This is a genomic window from Alteribacter keqinensis, from assembly GCF_003710255.1.
GTDB lineage: Bacteria > Bacillota > Bacilli > Bacillales > Salisediminibacteriaceae > Alteribacter > Alteribacter keqinensis.
Genome location: NZ_RHIB01000003.1, coordinates 185,199 through 204,158, shown reverse-complemented (window position 1 = coordinate 204,158; position 18,960 = coordinate 185,199). Strand labels below are relative to the sequence as shown.

Below are 18,960 nucleotides of genomic sequence, written 5' to 3'. Positions count from 1 at the left end.
TTTAAAAGGTACCTCCATCTGCTATAGGTTCATACCAGTTGATTGCGTGTTCGTATTGTTCTCCTATAGTTACAAGGTTACGATGGCTTGAGTGAAGGAATTCCAGAACCATATTATATAAGCCGGGTTTAAACTGAAGATCTAAATGGTTATTCAATGCTATTTGCTCCACTTCAAATGAGCCGCGTTTCTGAATAAACAGCTTCTCTACAGGCTGTAAAAGCAATTTTGACTTTTCGGTATTTACCTGAATACCCCACCTTCCCGGAGAGATCCAGTTTGCATTGTAGGAAAACAAAGCTCCTTCGCCGGTTTCTCCGCATCCCGTAAAAATGGCCGCTTCAGGGTGCCAGTTCAACGCATCTTTCCCGCTTATTTTTGCTTGCAGTTTAATCGGGTTCCCTCCCAGATAAAAGGCAGTATCGATGATATGGGACGAGTTTGCCAGGAGCCAGGAACGCTTTACTTTGTCATGAATAGCGGATGTCGAAATCGAGTGACTCAGTTCTGTAAAGTCAAAGTGGAAAGATAAAACGCCTCCCTCTTGCCGGACCATTTCTTTGATCTTTTCTACAGAGGCATAGAAACGTCTGTTATAGGCGACATATACATTCGCCTGCTTCATCTTTGCTCTGTTCCCAAGTTCTTTTATTTCACCTGCATCCATCCCCCCGGGCTTCTCAACCAACAGCTCGTTCAGGCCGTGATGGAGCAGGGCTTTCGTAACTGGATATAATTGTTCAACGGGCACCGCAACAATGCCTTTTGCCGGAACCTCTCCGATATTTTTTAAATAGGTGTGGATCCCGCCTGATACAGGACGTATACCTGTTTGTTTAAAAAAATTTTCACATGAAGCCTCTCCTCTGCCCACACAAATATACTTTTGTTTTATGGCACTAAGTACCTTTGCATATTCAACAGCCATCTTTCCGGAGCCGACCAGCAGAACGTGATTTTTTATGTGATTGGACAAGAAGCCGTCTCTCCTTTGCAGTAAAAATGGTGAGACAGGGACTGGAGTAGTGGAATATGCAGATTCCAGGATTCCCTGAAGCCGGGCAAGTCGCAGCTTTCTGTTGAAAAAAGTTGTTGAAGATATAAACATGTCAGTTCGCTTTGTAAAGGAGATTTATAGTCTACTTCTTCCCAGGTCCATTTATGATCTGCACAGGCTAACCAAGCTTTATTCTCCGACACCCTGATCACAGCTCTCCATTCATTGGATTGGCAGGTGATAACCGGTGGAATCCCACCTTGATCAAATGAAGTCATGTTTAGTGTACTGTGATTTCTTGTATATGCACTCAATGTCCCCGTGCACTCAAAAAAGCCTTTCCGCTTACTTGAAAAAGGCGTATTTAACAAACGAGGATCAACGACTACAACGTTATCTTCAGAGAGATAGGTAATCAGATCCAGATGGTGAATAACATTTGATGCCAGATTTAACTGTGAGCCAGTTACAGTATAGTGAATGGGAGAGGGACCAAAACGACGTTTGATTTCCTTAAAGAACGGATATGTTCTCATCGGGCAATTAACCCACACCGTTACTTTTTTTTCATTAAACAGTTGAGATATTTCACTAAAATCTGAGACTCTTTGAAAAACAACCTTTTCCAAAATCATAAACCTTGCCGTTCTTTTTTTCAGGAATGCTTCGATAATGTTACGCCTTACATTGGATGGAGAAGCAATAATGACTATATCAAGAAAATGGGGAAGCGTATCCAGTGTTGTGCCGCATGATAAGGAATGAGGAAATGTGGATGATTTGAATTCTTCAGCCATCATCTTTTTTGCTGATGTTATCCCTTCTTCTTTTTGATCAACCAGAAAAATATCAGCACTTTCTTTCAAATAAAACAATGATTGGAAGTGCCTTCTTCCAATATGACCCAATCCTATAATTCCAACTTTTTTTCTGTCTGTCTGCATACTTTACTGCCCCTTTCCCGGTCACCAAGCAGTTAAGCCACCATCTACCACAATATTCTGACCAGTTATATAAGAAGATGCCTCCGAGGCTAAAAATAGTAAGGCTCCAACCAGCTCGTCAGGCTGCCCCATCCGTGCCATAGGTACTCTATGAGAATACTTTCGAATAAAAGTCTCATTTTGACCGCTTTCTATGCCTCCGGGGCTTAACATGTTTACTCGAATGCCCTTATCAGCCCAATACGTCGCCAAGTATTGTGTCAAACCCCAGACTGCTGCTTTTGAAGCGGCATATACCGCAGGAGTGTTTATTTCCATGCCCAGATATTTAGAGCCTGCATATATGCGATTGTCGACTCCTTTAATACCATAAATCGAGGAAGTTTGAATAATGACACCACGTTGTTGCTTCAACATTTGACTGCCTACCTTTTGTGCTGTCAGATACATTCCCTCAACATTTACCGCCATGACTTCCCTCCAGGTTCCGAGTTTGTATTCCTCAAAAGAAGTAAAATATTCCTTTAAATTCTGTGTTTTCGTGGCTGCGTTATTGTGGAGGATATCTATTTCAGAATACTTATTAATGACTTTATTCACCATCTTATCAACCTGATCGGGGGAGGTAATATCGCATCCAATACCTAAGCAATCGGTTTTATATAAACGTGACAGGTATTTTGCAAATGCTGTACAACTATCTTCTTCAACATCCACTACCACCACATTTGCTCCGGATTCCGCCATGCCTTCACAAAAACGTTTCCCAAGTATTCCAAGTGCTCCAGTTATGAGTGCTGTTTTTCCCTTCAACAGGAACTTTTCACTAAATGACGATTTCATCTAAGTAAACCTCCCCCTTTCCAGCCTTCGATTGAGTGCCTGCCATTAAAACTTTCATCAACGTTAACGTGCTTGCAGGGGAAATTTCCGGCTTCTTTGTCTCGATAGATTTGAAAAAGTGCCATAATGTCCTGCGAAACATTGAGAAATTATCATTTATAATTGTCTGGGAATGGGTCTTCTCTCCAAAAAAATCAATAAGAAAAGGAACCTTTAAATTCCCCAGTGTATTGACTAACAAGGTAGTATGATCTTTGAACCTGATAATATAGGAATCGTGAGTTGATGAATGATAGAGGACCGAGAGAGGTTCTGAAGGATAAAAAGGGATAATGGCTTCCAGCAGATGTATTCCGTACTTAACCCAGGACAATGGGCCAGCCGCACGTATGAGATGCAATTTTCCATAAATTAAAGGGTCTGAATGATAAGAGTCCAATTCACGGGCAAACCTCATAGAAGAACACGACATCAGCTTTCCATGCATCAGGAATGGTGTAAAGTACTTTAACTCTTCTTCTTTAACAGAGAGCGGCTTATCAATAAATACAGGAATATCTTTTTCAAGAAAATGTGCTGACAGGCTTTTATGACATTCAAAATCATCTCTTGCTATAATCACAGCATCCACTTCATTACACATATCCTCGATATTTGTTATTGCATTAGGTATAAAGCAAGCTTTACAAAGTTGCTTGGTAGTTAAAGGGTCTTGTGTCCAGGCATGGGTCACTTTTATATTACCGAACCCAAACTCAGAAAGGTCTCTCCTGTCAAGATAGTTACGGATAACTTCCCATCCTGCAGACGTAATTAGTGAAGGGGCATACCCATTAATGATAGCTGAAAAAGAAAACGGATGTCCGTTCCCCTTATTGTATCCGACTATTCCTACATTCTTTACCATACAGCCCATCCACCATCAACGCAGATATTCTGTCCTGTCATATAGCTTGAGGCATTTGTACATAAAAGTGCCACAGCTCCCTTTATTTCATATGCTTTCCCTATTCTGTTCATAGGGTTCTTAGAAGCCAGCTTTTGAATAAATTCCTTGTTTTCCTGTGTTTGTTCGTGTGGAAAAGGACCAGGGCTCAGGCAATTCACACGAATTCCATGTGGAGACAAGAAACTTGCTAAATACTTTGAGAATTGGATGACTCCTGCTTTTGCTGCTCCATAACTTGGGGGGTTGGTAAATTCTTTTCCATCATAAATTCGGTAATCAGGTGCAACGTGCCCGTACATGGACGTGACATTCAATATAACGCCTTTCTTTTCAATCAGCCCCTTCACTGCTTTCTTAGTACAATAAAATACTGAATTTAAACTCATATCAATGTCATATTCCCAATCTTGGTCTGTTATCGTTTCAAATGAATTCTTGTTACCCGACCAGGCATTGTTTACAAGGATGTCAAGGCTGCCAAATTGGTCTTCAATTTTTTTAAAGCAATGATCGATAGACACTTTGTTCATTAAATCAAGTGTAAGCGGAAAGAGATCTCCCCCTTTTGGAAGGCTTTTTTGTATTTCTTCACATTTTTTTTGACATTTATTGTAGTTCCGGCTTGCTACTATCACCGTTGCTCCCAGTTCCGCTAATGTTGCACTGATTTCAGTTCCTAAATAACCCGCTCCCCCTGTGACAAGTGCAATCTTCCCCTTTAATGTAAATAATTCATCAAGGTTCAACGTTGTACTCCCTCCTATGCAATAACTCTGCCAGCATGAAATCAATTTCATTGTCGATATCAATTGAACGTTCTTCGGGCATTAAAACAGCACCCGAAGGTTCCGGGAGCAGGTGAACCGCCTTTTCATCAATATCACCTATGCAAAAAGCATATACGGCTCCATTTAATTGGTAGGCTTCAGGCAGTAATTGTCTCGGAAGCCACGGGTTAGCTCCTCCAATAAAGGCTTGTGGTGTTCCTCCTGCAATTTTCCAGGCTCTATGGGGATTTAATTCAGCTGTTGTATAAGTAGCAGCCGACCGATAACGGGTTGGTTGCTCTGAATGATTGATAAGTTGTAAAGTTTCCTGTATGTCTTTCGGGATTCTAAGAGGGCTTGTGGGTTCCAGATAAACCATCGTTTCAAAGGCGGCCCCTTCCGTTTTCAGTCTTGAAATAACACTCCTTATTACATCAATCGGCAAGGCGAAATCTGAAGCCAGCTCTTTATCACGATGGAAAACTTCAGCCCCGTACTTTTTTGACACTTCACTGATTTTCTTATCATCCGTAGAAACGATGACACGGTCAATTTCCGGCGTTTTTAATGCTGCTTCAATGGTCCAGGCGATTAAAGGCTTACCATTAAATTGTTTTATGTTTTTGTACGGAATGCTTTTGCTCCCCCCTCGTGCAGGGATGAGAGCTACTGTTCGGTTCTTACTGTTCATTCACCGACCTCCTGTTTCTTTGAATCTTTTCTAATTACTCGCCTGCATAAAGGTATTTGATTTTTTTGTAGTGCTCCCATCCTCCACAATATGTAGTATGAAATTGAATTATCACCTTCGCTTCGTGCCTCCTGATATATTTATTTCTTTTCGGTCATCCTAATCCCATACACCAGTACTAAAGGAGTTTCTTGCCATGGTGAAATGGATAACTCAGTTTTTTCACAAATTAAAAGAAGGCCAGGTGATTGATTTATCCGCCCAGCTGGCATTTTATTTTCTCCTTATGTTTGTGCCGTTTCTCCTCTTCGGGCTGGCACTTCTCAGCTTTTTCCCCATCGATGGCAAAGTCCTGCTTGAGTATGTGTCTGCTATGGCACCCGGAGAAGTGGGAACCATCATTGCCAGAAACGAGGACATGCTTCTTGGAATCAGACATGGCGGCTTTCTTTCGTTCGGACTCCTGTTATCCGTCTTCGCTACAACAAACAGCCTGCATGCTACCATAAGAGCACTAAACCTTGCTCATCACCAAAAAGAAGAACGCTCTTTTTTACGCATCAGGATGCTGTCACTCTTTTTTGCCATTCTCATTATCGCGGCAATCCTTATCCAGCTCATCCTTCCGTTTTTTATCGTCACACTCGACCGTTATGTGGCCTCGGTGTTTCACATTCCCAGCGGTATTCTTGCTTCATGGGAATGGATTGTGTGGTTTGTGAGTACAGTTACTGTTTTCGGGGTTCTCGTGTTTTTGTACAAGCTTGGTCCTAATGTAACGTCATCCTTTAAACAAGTTGTTCCCGGCGCAATTTTCGCCACTCTCGGGTGGCAGGTTACGTCCTTTGGCATGTCACTGTATGTGCAGTATATGGCGAACCTGTCTGCTCTTCACGGAACACTGAGCAGCGTAATCATTCTCATTATCTGGTTCTACCTCGTCGGATTCGTTCTCCTTACAGGAGGTCTGATTAATGCCATGGAGACAAGACAAGATCCCCTCCCATCCTGACCGCTTACCAAACGTTTACAAGTACACGAGGATGGGTAAGTGAAAACAAGAACCATTTTGTTCAGGAGGAGACTGTTATGCCCCTTACAAGAGAACAGGAAAGCCGTAAAGTACCCGCTAAACACCGCAAGGAAGCAGAATCAAAAGAAGAACAGGAGCGCCTTGAGAAGCTTCTTGATAAAATTGAGGAAATGACCACAAAGGGGCATTTAAAGGATATTGCCTATCATTTCACGAATAAACGGGAAGTGATTAAAACAAATCTGCTTGCAGGTATGGCGCGTGGAGTCGGCTTGACGGTGGGAACCGCAATCTTTATCGGCCTCCTCGTACTCATTCTCACTCAGATTGTTTCTTTGCCGATTGTCGGGGAGTATATTGCCGGACTTCTTGATATGATTGATACGTACCGTACAACAGACTAACAAATTGCAGGGGTGATTGATTTGGACTTTTTAGGCATTGGAATTTTTATTATCGCATTGGCATTTGCAGGACTCGTGGTTTATCTCGCAAAGGTGTTATCAAAACTTACAGAAGTACTGACCCACACGGCAAAAACCGTTGAGAATCTCGAGGGACAGATTGGTGAAATAACGAGCGAAACGAAGCTCACTCTTTATAACACAAACGAAACAATTGCAGATGTAAATCACAAGCTCACACAGCTTGACCCGATCTTCTACATCGTCAATGACGTAGGGGAGTCCGCTCATCGCGTCACTTCGTCTCTTGTGAAACTCTCCAAGCGCACACAAAGTGATGTGGATAAAGGAGCAACCAAGATTGACGAGAAAGATATACGCGGCTGGATGCGCACCGCTTCCTTTGTTTACTACCTTGTGAAAAAACGTAAAGAGAAAAAAGCAGCAGCGGAAAAAGTAAATGAACAGCACCGTATGGATGTAGAGGTTGAAGTAGCTGATGAGCTTCAGCGCGAACATATGAACGTATAGAACAGAACCGGGAGTGATCTGAAAATGGGTAAAGGCATGGGAATCGGATTTGTATTAGGCAGTGCTGCCGCTGGAATAACGGCTTTACTGATGGCACCAAAGTCCGGCTCAGCTGCCCGTCACGAATTGAAAATCCGTTACTACGAACAGAGAAAATGTCTTGAACGGACGTTTGAGGAAATCAAACTGGAAGCCAGTCGTTTGGAAAGCGTCTATGATTCCGTAAAAACTCACGTTGCAGAAGAAATGGATGCCATTACAGCTGATGCTGTTAAAGCTGCCCATGAAGAAGTACACGTAAATAGCAGTCAGAAACTGCTGCCGCCCGCCGAACAGGCCTTTTAATTAAGGCCTTTTTTTACTTAAAAGCTGAATAATGGTAACATGGGTCACTATTGCGCCTTCGCATCTGTTTTCCCCGAAACGTTACCTTCCTTAATTTTCAAGTACATTTATGAGATAAACATTTACAGAGAAAGTTATTTTGATATAATAGTACAGGTTATTAGTGTCATATAACAAAATACAATAAAACAATAGAAAAGGAGACAATATCAATGAATGGAGAAGGTAATTCCTTTGTCGGTGCAATAGAATGGATCGTCGACGGTGCCAATGATATCCTTTGGACTTATGTTCTGATTGCTTTACTCATTGGATTGGGTATTTATTTTACTATACGATCAAACTTTGTTCAGTTCCGTCTGTTTGGCGAAATGTTCAAGGTTATTACAGAGAAAAGCACGATCTCAAAAGAAGGAAAACGCGGTGTTTCGTCCTTTCAGGCATTCTGTATCAGTACGGCCTCCCGGGTCGGTACAGGGAACCTGGCCGGGGTAGCCCTTGCAGTGTCGCTTGGTGGTCCCGGAGCCGTATTCTGGATGTGGCTAATCGCCCTCCTCGGTGCTGCAACTGCCTTTATTGAAAGTACATTAGCTCAGGTTTATAAGGTGAAAGACGGAGAGAATTTCCGTGGCGGACCTGCCTACTATATGGAAAAAGCTCTTAAAGCCCGCTGGCTCGGAATATCTTTTGCTATTTTAATTACATTATGTTTCGGTTTCATTTTTAACATGGTACAAGCCAACACCATTTCTCATGCATTTGAAAATGCCTATGGCGTTAACCGCGCTGTTGTCGGTGCCGTACTTGCGCTACTAGCCGGTCTGATTTTCTTTGGCGGTGTTCAGCGTATTGCTAAAGTAACTCAGGTTATTGTACCGGTGATGGCGGTCATTTACCTTGTATTTGCGCTTGGTATTTCCATTGTAAATATTACAGAACTGCCGGCTGTAATCAGCTTAATCATTGCCAACGCATTTGGTCTTGAAGAAGTTGTCGGCGGGGGACTCGGTGCCGCACTCATGCAAGGTATACGCCGAGGCTTATTCTCCAACGAAGCCGGTATGGGTAGTGTGCCAAACGCTGCTGCCACAGCTGACGTTAAGCACCCTGCCAAACAAGGTCTTGTGCAGTCACTCGGTGTATTCGTTGATACACTCGTTATCTGTACAGCAACAGCTTTTGTCATCCTTCTGACTGACGTGTACACACTCGGTGAAGAAGAAGGTATCGCGATTACCCAGATGGCTCTAAGTGAACATATCGGTGGATGGGCTGTCTCGTTCCTTGCCATTGCGATCCTGCTGTTTGCGTTCAGCTCCATTGTAGGTAACTACTATTACGGTGAAACAAACATGGAGTTTGTGAAGAAAAACAAATTCCTGATCAACTTCTACCGTTTTGCTGTAATGGGTATGGTTTTCCTTGGTGCTCTTGCCGAGCTCAGCCTAGTATGGAACATGGCTGACTTGTTCATGGGCCTCATGGCCGTCATGAACTTAGCCGTGATTGCTATTCTTGGTAAACTGGCTCTTAAAGTGCTTAAAGATTACCAGGAGCAACGTAAAACCCAAAGTGAGCCGGTATTTAGGGCAGATCGTATTGAAGGTCTGACAAGTACAGAATGCTGGGATGGCGAGGAAGAACAGCGCCAGGCAAAATAACAAAGCATTTAGAGGCGTGACCACCGTGGTGGTCGCGTCTTTTTTGTTTGTTAAAGGTTTACAGGTCACGAGCCGGTTTGTATAGGTCCGCCTCACAGGGTGCCGGACGGGCGGTAGCGACAAAAAGATCATGCTTCGAAAGTGGAGCGCTATGGTTTCGTGGAATGAAGCTTACTTAAAATTGTACGGGGACAGACCCCTGAACTTTTGGTGAAACTTATTGACTTTACGGGCGTATAGATCATGTGCAGGTTTATTGATATGAAACTGGGGGTTTTGGGATGAATGAACGACAGGAGAGGTTTACGCCTCTGGAGCCGGGAGAGCGGCTTTCTCATGTTGACAGTCTGAGGGGCTTTGCTTTATTCGGGATTTTACTCGTTAACAGTATGTATTTTCAGTATGGCATGTTCAGCTTTGAGCGTTTTGCCGAGACTTTCAGGACAGCTGACAGCAGCGTAGCCGCTTTCCTTTCTCTTTTCTTTGAAGGGAGCTTTTATCCGCTCTTCTCCATGCTGTTTGGATTTGGTGCGGTCATGATCTGGCAGCGGACTCAGGAAAAGGGCCGTTCGTTTGGCGGGCTGTTTTTCCGTCGTATGGTGATTCTTGCTTTTCTCGGTCTTCTCCACACGTATCTCATCTGGGATGGAGACATTTTACTTACATACGGACTCAGCGGTCTGTTTCTTCTTTTATTTATTAAATGTAAGCCGGCAACGATACTCGGTTGGGCGGTCGGTACCTTTTTACTCATCGGCCTGCCGGGGCTTATTCCAGACGACGGTTCTATAGGAGACATGGACTTCACAACCATTCAGGAACAGGAAATCTCCGCGCTCTCTGAAGGGACGTATACGGACGCCCTCATATACAGGGTCACAGCCGACCCGTTTCAGGATATGGAAGGTGGGTATGCTGTTGCGGTCTTCATGTCCATTTTTATGGGGCTTCAGATTATCGCACTCTTCCTTACTGGCGCTTACCTGGCCAAAAAAGGATGGATTCACAGGCCGGCCGAGCACAGGCGGACTCTTATCAGAATCGCTTCGATTTTCTTTCCACTTGGCCTAACATTAAAGGGAGCTTACGTCTTTACAGGTAACAATCAGCTCGAGTATTTAAGTATGATTTTCGGCGGTCCGTTTTTAACACTAGGATACATTGCCGCCTTTCTCCTTCTTCACCAGGCCGGCGTGTTTGCAAGATTGTTTACCGCCTTTGGCTACGTTGGAAGAATGGCGCTCAGCAACTACCTGAGCCAGTCAGTCATCATGACGCTTCTGTATTTTAATTATGGGTTTGGGTTATTTGCTGAACTCGGGTTAATCATAGGCACTTTCATTGTGATTGTTGTTTTCGTCCTTCAAATCCTCGCAAGCCGCTGGTGGCTAAGCTGGTTTGCCTACGGGCCGGTGGAATGGTTCTGGCGTGTCGGCACGTATATGCGGCCTCAATCGTTAAAAAGAAAATAACCACAAAGAGGAGTCCGGTTTTCATATCGGGCTCTTTTAATTTGTAAAACAATAACAAAACAGATGACTAACTTCCATCGTATCAGGGTATGAGTTTAGGTAAAGTATATATTTACAACGATACGATAGGACATTCAGTAAAGGGAGCTAGTATAATGAAAACTTTATCACTTCAACGATTCCGTCTTGCTGCAGACTTTGTCCATACCCATGCCCGCCTCGTGGATCAGCGTTTGTTTGAGTACTATTTTACAAACGGCTCCTCTGAGGATGTGATGGAAGCACTGGTCCCTTATCAGAATGAAGACGGTGGCGTGGGACACGGTATCGAGCCCGATATCAGGATGAAAGCCTCCAGCCCCATTGCCACTTCGGTCGCACTTCAGTATGCAAAGGCAGTGAATGCGAAAGGAAGCCATCCATTTATTCAAAAAGCCATGAACTACCTTTCATCCGTATACGCAGAAAGCGGATTCTGGCCCCTGAAGCTTAAAGCAATGAATAATGAACCTCATGCAGAGTGGTGGCATTTTACGGAACCTGCAACTACATTTGAAATAAATCCCGGTGCTGAAATACTCGGATATTTTCACAGCTATCCGCAAATTCTTGAACAAGACCTCTTCCCTATTTGGCATGAACAGGTTTTTACCTACCTTGAAGATGCTGAGAAGCTTGACATGCACGAATCACTCGCCTATATGCGTCTTTCTCAAATGATGCCTTCACCCGGGAAAAATCAGCTGATTGACATGATAAAACCCCATATCAGAAAAGTCGTCACTACCGATCCTTCGAAATGGGGTGCATACTGCGCCAAGCCTCTCTGGTTCGCTCCAAACCCGGAGTCTCCTTTTTTTCCCATGTTTGAGGAATCGGTTATAAAAAACCTTGACTACGAAATTGCCACACAGGATAAGAACGGAGCCTGGTCCCCTTCGTGGGAGTGGAAACAATACGGAGATGTATGGGAGTCTCAGGCGAGGAAAGATTGGCAGGGAGAATTAACTGTAAAAACCCTCAGATATCTTGCCAGCTACAACAGGATTGAAGGACTCAATTCTTCCAGTGAAGGGGCTGTATGACTATTAAGCGCCGTAATCAAAATAAAAAACAATGGCTCTGTCTGCCTTCCACCTAAGATTGGGGGAAACAGACAGGTGCCATTGCTTTTGAAGGGTGATTCAACAGGTTTAATCCAGACCTTTTGAATCACCTTTTTTAATAAAGTTCCTGAAAGTTTGACAATGGTTTGTTCGGTACCATCATCGTAAAGTGATTATGGAGATTTACAAATTCCCCCGGAAGTTTCCCTCCGTATTCCCCGTCAAGGTTCAACTGCATTTCATTTTGCGAGTGAATCTTAATTCTGTTTGCCTGAACATATATGACCCGCTCGTCATTGATGTGCTCACCGCGTAGAGCAGCACCTGTGAGTCTCACTACATCCGCAAGGTTTGTCTTTTTCAGGATCAGCATATCAAACAGTCCGTCATTGATGAATGCTTTTGGAGCAAGCTTCTCAAAACCACCTACTGAATTAGTGTTCGTCACTAAAAACAGCATGATCTCACCCTCAAACCACTTACCGTCATATTCGATCGTGACGTGGTTCGGACGAATCCGAGGCAGTTTTTCAAAACCTTTCACGTAATACGCCAGCTGGCCCATCATCGTTTTCAGCCTGCTCGGCACTTCATATGTGAGCTCGGTCAGCGTTCCGCCTCCGGCAATATTGATAAAGTACTGACTTTCAATTTTTCCGATATCGATAGACTTTTCAAGACCGTCACAAATGACGTCGCAGGATCCTTCAATTTCTTTTGGAATCTGAAGGGCTCTGGCAAAATCATTTGTTGTGCCTGCAGGGATCAGACCCAGTTTTGGACGGTCCTCTTTTTCCGCCATACCGTTAATCACTTCATTAATTGTTCCGTCTCCGCCGGCAGCAATTACGAGGTCAAAATTCCGGTCTGCTGCAAGTCCCGCTGCCCGCTTTGCACAATCTTTCCCGGTAGTCGCATGTGTCGATGCTTCATACCCGCTCTTTTCGAGCCTCTCTAATATATATGGAATGTTGCGTTTGAAGTTTTCACGCCCTGAAGAAGGGTTATAGATCAGTCTGGCTTTTTTCATGTTCGGTACGCTCCCATCACGATCCTGTCCTGTTCAACCAAGTATAGCACGCTTGTCATGGAATGAGAACAAATGCCCCCTGTCCAGTGCACTTGTGACAAAGCCACTCTGGTTACTCGTATCCTTATTCTATGAATAGCATGGGCACATTTGAACGTATATAAAACAACATCTTCCGCCTCTGCAGGGTTTTAGAAGAGTCTGCCGTATGGTGTCGAATTCTTTATTATTCTACTGAAGTTTTTCATAAAGCTTCCCCCAAGCCTGCATAAACCACCAAAAGTTCTCAATAGAAACCTTCACCAGTCACCACACCCCGAACCATAACCCAATCCATGCTAAATGAATGCCGTGAACGAACACATACCCGGTAAAAGCAACGATCACCATACCCGCGATGGACTTTCTCAGTGGGTAATGCAACACAGGAATAAGGATGATTGCTGTTGCTGTAAGCACGAATTTGACTGTTAAAAAGAACAACGGATCGATGGCATAGGCCCATGCCATGACCGGATTCGCTTCTTCAATCTCTCCCATCCTTATCCCTGCTACCGTAAGCAAAGCATCGGTCATATTAAGCAGAGCTGTACTTAACAAAAGCTTTTTCATCACCGTTTCACCTCAAGGGTTTGTTTACCTTAAGTATATAAGTTCTTAATAAAGAACAACTTCACAATTATGTTACAATTGCGAAAAAACGCAGGAATTATATTTAGAGTATCGAATTAGTTCATGATGAATGAACTCGAAAGGATGCTGAATATGAAAGCTTACACAAACGCCACTCTTTTAGACGGGCTCGGAAACACGATTAAAAATGGAACGGTCCTCATTGACAGTGAAAAAATTATTGCTGTTGGGGAGCATATTACCGTTCCTGGAGATGCTGAAACCATTGATTGTGAAGGAAAGTTTGTTACTCCCGGAATTATTGATGTACATACGCATTTAGGTGTTCATGAAGCTGGCGTCGGAGCTGAAGGACGGGACTTTAACGAAACGTCAAGTGCTGTGACGCCCCACATCCGGGCGCTGGACGGGATTAACCCTCGTGAGCGGGGATTCCAGGATGCCAGAGAATGCGGCGTAACAACCGTTCAGGTAATGCCTGGAAGCGCCAATGTTATCGGTGGAGAGATGGTTGTTTTAAAAACAGCAGGACATGTGATTGACGATATGCTAATCCGCAACCCTTCCGGAATGAAAGGAGCTTTCGGTGAAAACCCGAAGCGGATTCATGGGCAGAAGGTCGTCACAAGAATGGGAGTTGCCGGATTATTTCGGGAAACACTCATAAAAGCCGAGGATTATAAAAGGAAAAAAGATAACGGAGAATTAAAAGACCGGGACCTTGGAATGGAACAGCTGATTCCCGTACTTGAGAAAAAGATTCCTCTCCGAACCCATGCACACAGAGCAGACGATATTCTCACTGCCATCCGGATCGCAAAGGAGTTTGATCTCGATTTAACGATTGAGCACTGCACAGAGGGCCATCTGATCGCAAAAGAAGTGGCCGAATCAGGTTACCAGGTATCTGTAGGGCCTACCATGAGCACCCGTTCGAAAGTTGAACTTGCAGACAAAGGGTATCACACCCTCGTTGAGCTGGAAAAATACGATGTACCTATTTCGATTACAACCGACCATCCGGTCATTGGTATAGAATACCTCCTCACTCAGGTAACCGCTGCAGTGAAAGCCGGGCTGAGCGAGGAAACGGCGTTCCGTGCCATTACGAGTCAGGCCGCACGTCACCTCGGTGTAGAGGATCGTGTAGGTTCTCTTGAGGAAGGAAAGGACGCCGACCTCGTTATATGGACAAAGCATCCTTTTGATGCTTATGCAGAAGTCGTTGAGACTGTTGTAAACGGACAAACCGTGTTTTCAAAATAAGTTAACCCGGAGGCTGCCTCCGGGTCTTTTTTTATCTTCTACACGGTCTCCACCCTAATATAATTTCTCCCTGTACCCTTTTTCCAGCCTTTTTGTGAGCGCGTTCTCGTCCTGGCCTTTTAAAGCCGCGTGGTCCGAAAGCATTCTCGCAGCAGTTGGCATTGCACCTGTATCCGGCCAACGCTCCTGATCCCAGATGCCGGAACGCTTCATCGCTTTGGCACAATGAATAAAACATTCTTCTACTTCCACGCCAATCCCCAATGATGGTGCCTTTCCTCTGACTGACAGCGGAGCGAGAATCTCTTCATCTTTTATAACAACACCTTTTCCGTTGATTCTTAACGTTTCACCGAACCCGGGGATTAAAAACAACAGACCAATACGGTTATTTTCAAGAAGGTTTTTGAGAGTGTCCATTCGCTTATTTCCAGGGCGCTCCGGGATGATGAGGTGGTGCTCGTCCAGAATGTAGACAAAACCGGGATGATCTCCTCTTGGTGACGCATCACACCTCCCGTTTTCATCGGAAGTTGAAAGGACAGCAAAAGGGGAATGAGCCAGAAACGTCCGGCAGTGACTGTCCAGGTGATCAATGGGTTTCGCCTTTACAAGCGGGCTCGGATCCCCAATGTATCCGGTTAATTCTTCTTTTGATTTTATCTGCTTTATACCTGAAAAAAACATGTTCATTTCCCCTTTTCCCCGTCTTTTCGACTTTCAAATAAACGTTTGTTTAAATGTCTGTTTTACACGAAAAAAAGAAGAAGACATTGCCTCTTCTTTTTTTCTCTATTATTTCATTCGCCTTTAACAGGTTCCGGTCCTCTTTATCTGTCTGTTTCTTCGTATTCGATCACAATTACTTCATCCGAATCTTCCTCAAATGTAATGGTAACGAAAACACCAAATTCCCGTTCCTCTCCCCGCAGCCAAAGCTTAAACTTTTCAGAGGCTTTCCCTTCTCCAAGCTCTTCCCGCCCCATATGAAGGTAATCCACCACTTTCGCTTCAGGATAGCGCTCCTTCACTTTTTCCACAGCCAGCTTCCCCCACTTTGCATAAGCAGGTTCTTCCTGTTGCTCCCTTTGTGCAGGCAGCCCTTCTCCTTCTTTCTCAAGAGCTGAAACCATGAGGGGATTGATGTGGAAATGGGCAAGTAAAATCGTCATCACCAGAAATATTTTCATTGTTTTTCCTCCTGATAACCGTTTCCCTTTAGTCTGTCCAGCTTTCCTTTCAACATTTCTATAAAAGGAGATTTAGATGCAATCACGAATACATATAGACTCGGGAGTTTTTATTGAGGTGAAAACGATGAAAAAAGAGGCATTTACATTTGTAAGGCTTAGGCGTAAACATGCAGAAGAGATTGTATTCTGGAAATACCCTGAGCCTTACGGATTATATAATCTTGATCCGACAACCGACTGTATAAACGAGCTGATCAAGGAAGACTACTACGCTTGCTTGGACCACGGGGGAAAGGTGATCGGTTTTTGCTGTGTCGGTGAGGAGGCTCGCGTGCCCGGCGGTTATAAAGAAGGAATTTACCGCGATGCCCGCTATCTCGATGTTGGAATTGGCATGAAGCCTGCTTTGACCGGGAACGGTCTGGGCAAAACGTTTTTCTCACAGGTTCTCACGTTTCTCAGTGACACCTATGGTACGAAACGGTTCCGTCTGGTTGTGGCAACCTTCAACAAGAGGGCGATCCGGTTGTACAGGAGTCTCGGATTTACAGATGAAAAGGTGTTTTACAGTCAGGTGAAAGAAAAGCCCGCGACGTTTTTATGTATGATTAAAGAAATGTAGAAAGAAAACTTGGCTTTTCGCCATGATGGCGAAAGTCTTAGTTGCTCTTATGCTTTAGAACAAGCATTTGAGGGATGCCATCAGATTGATGCCGCTTTTCGGCTTCTTCTGATGGAATAAAAAGACCTTGAGCTCGCAGGCGCTGGAGCCGGACGTGGAAAAGTCTAACGAAAAAGTTTATCCCGTGTTAAGAACTTAATAAATTCTGGACAACTTAGAAAACGAGACCGTTCTGTCGGCCTCGTTTTTTTAATCTCTTGACAGTGACTCTTCCAGGTTCTTTTTTCTCAGTTTACGTGCGTACTCGTTCATTTTTGCAAATACAACCTTCGCCATAATAACCATAGCTGCTGCGAACGTCACCATTCCGATGTTCGTAAAATTCACGCTTGTTATGGCTGTGTTCAATCCGATGAGGTAAAGAACAAACACCCCGATTTGAAACAGACTCTCCACGTATGGGAAGACGATACGGAGCGGCCTACGCTGCACCGGGAGCATCCGGATCAGCGACAGCAGCTGCAGAGGAATAAGCCACCCGAATGTAGCGAGGGCAAACAACATTACGCTGTATCCTGATTCTATTTGTACGAGATTGGAGCCGATGCCCCAAATGCCGACGATTACAAGGGAGATTAACCCTGTAAAAAACGTGATCGTAACACTTGCCATTGTGAAAAACTGAAGTGCTTCTTTTTTCATAAGGTTTTCCTCCCTTTTTTAATACAAGTAAAGTATGTGCGGACAAGCAGAATTATACTTGCGGGACCACACAATAATGTATCCTAACAAAGTGGGAAGTTAATGGCAAACAGGAGGATCGGGGGTAAAAGCCCCCAGGATGGCGTATTCTCCCTTAAACGTTGCTTTAACATAAGATTCCTTACTTAACCTGATGATGTGGCTTTTTCTTTGCTGTTTAAAAATAAAAGGATTACGTTTCACGGTATTTTAATTAAATTGGGACTTTTTATCATCCCGCCTTCCCATAACCTGAAAATCCCGCTGCGTAAACTTTGCAACGGGATTTTTACTTTCTAACGCTTTTTAATTTCATCTACAAGAAGGGTATTGACCATCTGAGGGTTTGCTTTTCCACGGGAAGCTTTCATCACCTGGCCTACGAGGAAGCCGATGGCTTTTTCTTTTCCATTTTTGTAGTCTTCGATGGACTGATCGTTGTTGTCCAGAACATCGTTGACCATCGTACGGATTTCACCTTCATCCGTTATCTGTACGAGACCTTTTTCCTTTACGATCTTCTTCGGATCTCCGCCTTTTTCAATGAGTTCTTTGAACACTTTTTTCGCAATTTTGCTGGAAATCGTTCCATCTTCGATCAGAGCGATCATGCCAGCCAGTCCTTCTGAGGTCATTGGCACATCTGTGATTTCTTTTCCGTTGGCATTTAAATAGGCACTCACTTCACCCATCATCCAGTTGGATAAAAGCTTTGCAGGTGCTCCGTGAGTAAGGCCTTTTTCAAAGAAGTCACTCATGGCTTTTTGCTGGGTAAGAACCTGAGCATCGTATTCAGGGAGCTCCAGGTCCTTCACGTAACGCTTCTGACGCTCGTCGGGAAGCTCAGGGATTTCCGAGCGGACCCGTTCTTTCCATTCGTCTTCGATGTAAAGTTCCACAAGATCCGGTTCAGGGAAGTAACGGTAGTCGTCAGATCCTTCCTTAATCCGCATAAGAATAGTCTTCTTGTTGTCTGCATCCCAGCGGCGTGTCTCCTGAAGGATTTTACCTCCGGAGAGCAGTTCTTTCTCCTGACGGACTTCTTCGTAGGAAATTCCTTTTTGGACGTTCATGAATGAGTTTAAGTTTTTCAGCTCTGTTTTTGTTCCGAACTCTTTTTGTCCGGCGGGACGGATTGAGATGTTTGCATCACAGCGGAGAGAGCCTTCTTCCATTTTGCAGTCGGATACCTCCGTGTACTGCATGATGGCCTTTAATTTTTCAAGGTAGGCGTAGGCCTCTTCCGGTGAGCTGATATCAGGCTCGGAGACGATTTCAACGAGGGGCGTGCCCACCCGGTTGAAATCGACTAATGAATGGTGCTCACCATCCGCGTGGGTGAGCTTGCCCGCATCCTCTTCCATATGAATACGGGTGATCCCGATGCGCTTCTTCTCCCCGTTCACTTCAATATCGATCCAGCCGTTTTCACCGATGGGCTGATCAAACTGGGAAATCTGATACGCTTTCGGACTGTCAGGATAGAAATAGTTTTTCCGGTCAAATTTCGTTTCTTTTGCCACGTCGCAGTTCAGTGCGAACGCCGCCCGCATGGCATAGTCTACAGCCTGCTTATTTAAAACCGGCAACACACCTGGATGCCCAAGGCAAATCGGACAGGTATGTGTATTTGGCGGAGCGCCGAACTCTGTGGAGCAGCCGCAGAAAATCTTTGATTTTGTTTTTAGCTCTACGTGGACTTCAAGTCCAATGACCGTTTCAAATGACATTC

21 protein-coding genes are annotated in these 18,960 nt (G+C 44.3%); 9 read left to right on the top strand and 12 right to left on the bottom strand.

Annotation, left to right across the window (positions count from 1 at the left end; all coding sequences use genetic code 11):
* Position 1: 1 nt before the first annotated feature.
* The 6 genes from EBO34_RS16235 to EBO34_RS16210 are packed head-to-tail and all read right to left on the bottom strand — an operon-like array spanning position 2 to position 5,191.
* Positions 2-976 carry a Gfo/Idh/MocA family protein gene (locus EBO34_RS16235; RefSeq protein WP_183163915.1) on the bottom strand — a complete coding sequence of 325 codons (975 nt, stop codon included), beginning with the start codon at positions 974-976 and terminating at the stop codon, positions 2-4.
* A complete protein-coding gene (locus tag EBO34_RS16230; RefSeq protein ID WP_122900521.1) occupies positions 961-1,941 on the bottom strand; it encodes a Gfo/Idh/MocA family oxidoreductase in 981 nt (326 codons plus the stop codon). Before EBO34_RS16230 ends, EBO34_RS16235 begins: the two co-directional genes overlap by 16 nt.
* Positions 1,942-1,962: 21 nt before the next feature.
* Positions 1,963-2,784 (bottom strand): SDR family oxidoreductase, encoded by an 822-nt coding sequence (locus EBO34_RS16225; RefSeq protein WP_122900519.1) that lies wholly within the window; start codon positions 2,782-2,784, stop codon positions 1,963-1,965.
* Positions 2,768-3,691, bottom strand: coding sequence for a Gfo/Idh/MocA family oxidoreductase (locus EBO34_RS16220; protein WP_183163914.1), 924 nt, complete (start codon positions 3,689-3,691; stop codon positions 2,768-2,770). Before EBO34_RS16220 ends, EBO34_RS16225 begins: the two co-directional genes overlap by 17 nt.
* A complete protein-coding gene (locus EBO34_RS16215) occupies positions 3,685-4,479 on the bottom strand; it encodes an SDR family oxidoreductase (RefSeq protein ID WP_249414132.1) in 795 nt (264 codons plus the stop codon). The genes EBO34_RS16220 and EBO34_RS16215 overlap by 7 nt, the downstream gene beginning before the upstream one ends.
* Complete coding sequence (locus tag EBO34_RS16210; protein WP_122900512.1) at positions 4,469-5,191, bottom strand: acylneuraminate cytidylyltransferase family protein; 723 nt, start codon at positions 5,189-5,191, stop codon at positions 4,469-4,471. The genes EBO34_RS16215 and EBO34_RS16210 overlap by 11 nt, the downstream gene beginning before the upstream one ends.
* Before the next feature lie 196 nt (positions 5,192-5,387).
* Here EBO34_RS16210 and EBO34_RS16205 point away from each other — a divergent pair, with 196 nt between their 5' ends.
* The 7 genes from EBO34_RS16205 to EBO34_RS16175 all read left to right on the top strand — a co-directional run bounded on the left by EBO34_RS16205 (position 5,388) and on the right by EBO34_RS16175 (position 11,722).
* Entirely contained in the window at positions 5,388-6,203 is an 816-nt protein-coding gene (locus EBO34_RS16205) for a YihY/virulence factor BrkB family protein (RefSeq protein WP_122900510.1), read from the top strand.
* A gap of 77 nt (positions 6,204-6,280) precedes the next feature.
* Positions 6,281-6,628: a DUF5665 domain-containing protein gene (locus EBO34_RS16200; RefSeq protein ID WP_122900508.1), complete on the top strand. Its 348-nt coding sequence runs from the start codon at positions 6,281-6,283 to the stop codon at positions 6,626-6,628.
* 21 nt (positions 6,629-6,649) lie between these two features.
* Complete coding sequence (locus tag EBO34_RS16195) at positions 6,650-7,159, top strand: DUF948 domain-containing protein (protein ID WP_183163913.1); 510 nt, start codon at positions 6,650-6,652, stop codon at positions 7,157-7,159.
* Between the two features lie 24 nt (positions 7,160-7,183).
* Positions 7,184-7,504, top strand: coding sequence for a YtxH domain-containing protein (locus EBO34_RS16190; RefSeq protein WP_122900504.1), 321 nt, complete (start codon positions 7,184-7,186; stop codon positions 7,502-7,504).
* Positions 7,505-7,716: 212 nt separating this feature from the next.
* Positions 7,717-9,165, top strand: a complete 1,449-nt coding sequence (locus EBO34_RS16185; RefSeq protein ID WP_122900502.1) for an alanine/glycine:cation symporter family protein — start codon at positions 7,717-7,719, stop codon at positions 9,163-9,165.
* 281 nt (positions 9,166-9,446) lie between these two features.
* Positions 9,447-10,637 carry a DUF418 domain-containing protein gene (locus EBO34_RS16180; protein WP_122900500.1) on the top strand — a complete coding sequence of 397 codons (1,191 nt, stop codon included), beginning with the start codon at positions 9,447-9,449 and terminating at the stop codon, positions 10,635-10,637.
* Positions 10,638-10,792: 155 nt separating this feature from the next.
* Positions 10,793-11,722 carry a hypothetical protein gene (locus tag EBO34_RS16175; RefSeq protein WP_122900498.1) on the top strand — a complete coding sequence of 310 codons (930 nt, stop codon included), beginning with the start codon at positions 10,793-10,795 and terminating at the stop codon, positions 11,720-11,722.
* A gap of 136 nt (positions 11,723-11,858) precedes the next feature.
* On the opposite strand, the gene EBO34_RS16170 is transcribed toward EBO34_RS16175, so the two are convergent.
* Entirely contained in the window at positions 11,859-12,773 is a 915-nt protein-coding gene (locus EBO34_RS16170; protein WP_122900496.1) for a diacylglycerol kinase, read from the bottom strand.
* A 306-nt stretch (positions 12,774-13,079) separates the two neighbouring features.
* Positions 13,080-13,385: a DUF5658 family protein gene (locus tag EBO34_RS16165; RefSeq protein WP_122900494.1), complete on the bottom strand. Its 306-nt coding sequence runs from the start codon at positions 13,383-13,385 to the stop codon at positions 13,080-13,082.
* Positions 13,386-13,538: 153 nt separating this feature from the next.
* On the opposite strand from EBO34_RS16165, the gene EBO34_RS16160 reads away from it, so the two are divergent.
* Positions 13,539-14,672, top strand: a complete 1,134-nt coding sequence (locus EBO34_RS16160) for an amidohydrolase (RefSeq protein WP_122900492.1) — start codon at positions 13,539-13,541, stop codon at positions 14,670-14,672.
* 54 nt (positions 14,673-14,726) lie between these two features.
* Here EBO34_RS16160 and EBO34_RS16155 read toward each other — a convergent pair whose 3' ends face one another.
* Positions 14,727-15,359, bottom strand: a complete 633-nt coding sequence (locus tag EBO34_RS16155) for a pyridoxamine 5'-phosphate oxidase family protein (RefSeq protein ID WP_346725808.1) — start codon at positions 15,357-15,359, stop codon at positions 14,727-14,729.
* Between the two features lie 143 nt (positions 15,360-15,502).
* Positions 15,503-15,862, bottom strand: a complete 360-nt coding sequence (locus EBO34_RS16150) for a DUF3889 domain-containing protein (protein WP_249414131.1) — start codon at positions 15,860-15,862, stop codon at positions 15,503-15,505.
* A 127-nt stretch (positions 15,863-15,989) separates the two neighbouring features.
* Between EBO34_RS16150 and EBO34_RS16145 the strand changes: the two genes are divergently transcribed.
* Complete coding sequence (locus EBO34_RS16145; RefSeq protein ID WP_249414151.1) at positions 15,990-16,487, top strand: GNAT family N-acetyltransferase; 498 nt, start codon at positions 15,990-15,992, stop codon at positions 16,485-16,487.
* Positions 16,488-16,736: 249 nt separating this feature from the next.
* Here the strand turns inward: EBO34_RS16145 and EBO34_RS16140 are convergent, their stop codons facing one another.
* Together EBO34_RS16140 and gatB are read right to left on the bottom strand one after the other, a co-directional pair.
* Positions 16,737-17,189 (bottom strand): hypothetical protein, encoded by a 453-nt coding sequence (locus EBO34_RS16140; RefSeq protein ID WP_122900486.1) that lies wholly within the window; start codon positions 17,187-17,189, stop codon positions 16,737-16,739.
* A gap of 335 nt (positions 17,190-17,524) precedes the next feature.
* A complete protein-coding gene (gene gatB / locus EBO34_RS16135) occupies positions 17,525-18,958 on the bottom strand; it encodes an Asp-tRNA(Asn)/Glu-tRNA(Gln) amidotransferase subunit GatB (protein WP_122900485.1) in 1,434 nt (477 codons plus the stop codon).
* Positions 18,959-18,960 lie beyond the last annotated feature (2 nt).

What these genes read in the sequence shown, in the direction of transcription:
- EBO34_RS16230 (WP_122900521.1), bottom strand. Translation starts at nt 1,941, where the DNA reads ATGCAGACAGACAGAAAAAAAGTTGGAATTATAGGATTGGGTCATATT.
- EBO34_RS16225 (WP_122900519.1), bottom strand. Translation starts at nt 2,784, where the DNA reads ATGAAATCGTCATTTAGTGAAAAGTTCCTGTTGAAGGGAAAAACAGCA.
- EBO34_RS16220 (WP_183163914.1), bottom strand. Translation starts at nt 3,691, where the DNA reads ATGGTAAAGAATGTAGGAATAGTCGGATACAATAAGGGGAACGGACAT.
- EBO34_RS16210 (WP_122900512.1), bottom strand. Translation starts at nt 5,191, where the DNA reads ATGAACAGTAAGAACCGAACAGTAGCTCTCATCCCTGCACGAGGGGGG.
- EBO34_RS16205 (WP_122900510.1), top strand. Translation starts at nt 5,388, where the DNA reads ATGGTGAAATGGATAACTCAGTTTTTTCACAAATTAAAAGAAGGCCAG.
- EBO34_RS16200 (WP_122900508.1), top strand. Translation starts at nt 6,281, where the DNA reads ATGCCCCTTACAAGAGAACAGGAAAGCCGTAAAGTACCCGCTAAACAC.
- EBO34_RS16190 (WP_122900504.1), top strand. Translation starts at nt 7,184, where the DNA reads ATGGGTAAAGGCATGGGAATCGGATTTGTATTAGGCAGTGCTGCCGCT.
- EBO34_RS16185 (WP_122900502.1), top strand. Translation starts at nt 7,717, where the DNA reads ATGAATGGAGAAGGTAATTCCTTTGTCGGTGCAATAGAATGGATCGTC.
- EBO34_RS16180 (WP_122900500.1), top strand. Translation starts at nt 9,447, where the DNA reads ATGAATGAACGACAGGAGAGGTTTACGCCTCTGGAGCCGGGAGAGCGG.
- EBO34_RS16175 (WP_122900498.1), top strand. Translation starts at nt 10,793, where the DNA reads ATGAAAACTTTATCACTTCAACGATTCCGTCTTGCTGCAGACTTTGTC.
- EBO34_RS16170 (WP_122900496.1), bottom strand. Translation starts at nt 12,773, where the DNA reads ATGAAAAAAGCCAGACTGATCTATAACCCTTCTTCAGGGCGTGAAAAC.
- EBO34_RS16165 (WP_122900494.1), bottom strand. Translation starts at nt 13,385, where the DNA reads ATGAAAAAGCTTTTGTTAAGTACAGCTCTGCTTAATATGACCGATGCT.
- EBO34_RS16160 (WP_122900492.1), top strand. Translation starts at nt 13,539, where the DNA reads ATGAAAGCTTACACAAACGCCACTCTTTTAGACGGGCTCGGAAACACG.
- EBO34_RS16155 (WP_346725808.1), bottom strand. Translation starts at nt 15,359, where the DNA reads ATGTTTTTTTCAGGTATAAAGCAGATAAAATCAAAAGAAGAATTAACC.
- EBO34_RS16150 (WP_249414131.1), bottom strand. Translation starts at nt 15,862, where the DNA reads ATGAAAATATTTCTGGTGATGACGATTTTACTTGCCCATTTCCACATC.
- EBO34_RS16145 (WP_249414151.1), top strand. Translation starts at nt 15,990, where the DNA reads ATGAAAAAAGAGGCATTTACATTTGTAAGGCTTAGGCGTAAACATGCA.
- EBO34_RS16140 (WP_122900486.1), bottom strand. Translation starts at nt 17,189, where the DNA reads ATGAAAAAAGAAGCACTTCAGTTTTTCACAATGGCAAGTGTTACGATC.
- gatB (WP_122900485.1), bottom strand. Translation starts at nt 18,958, where the DNA reads ATGTCATTTGAAACGGTCATTGGACTTGAAGTCCACGTAGAGCTAAAA.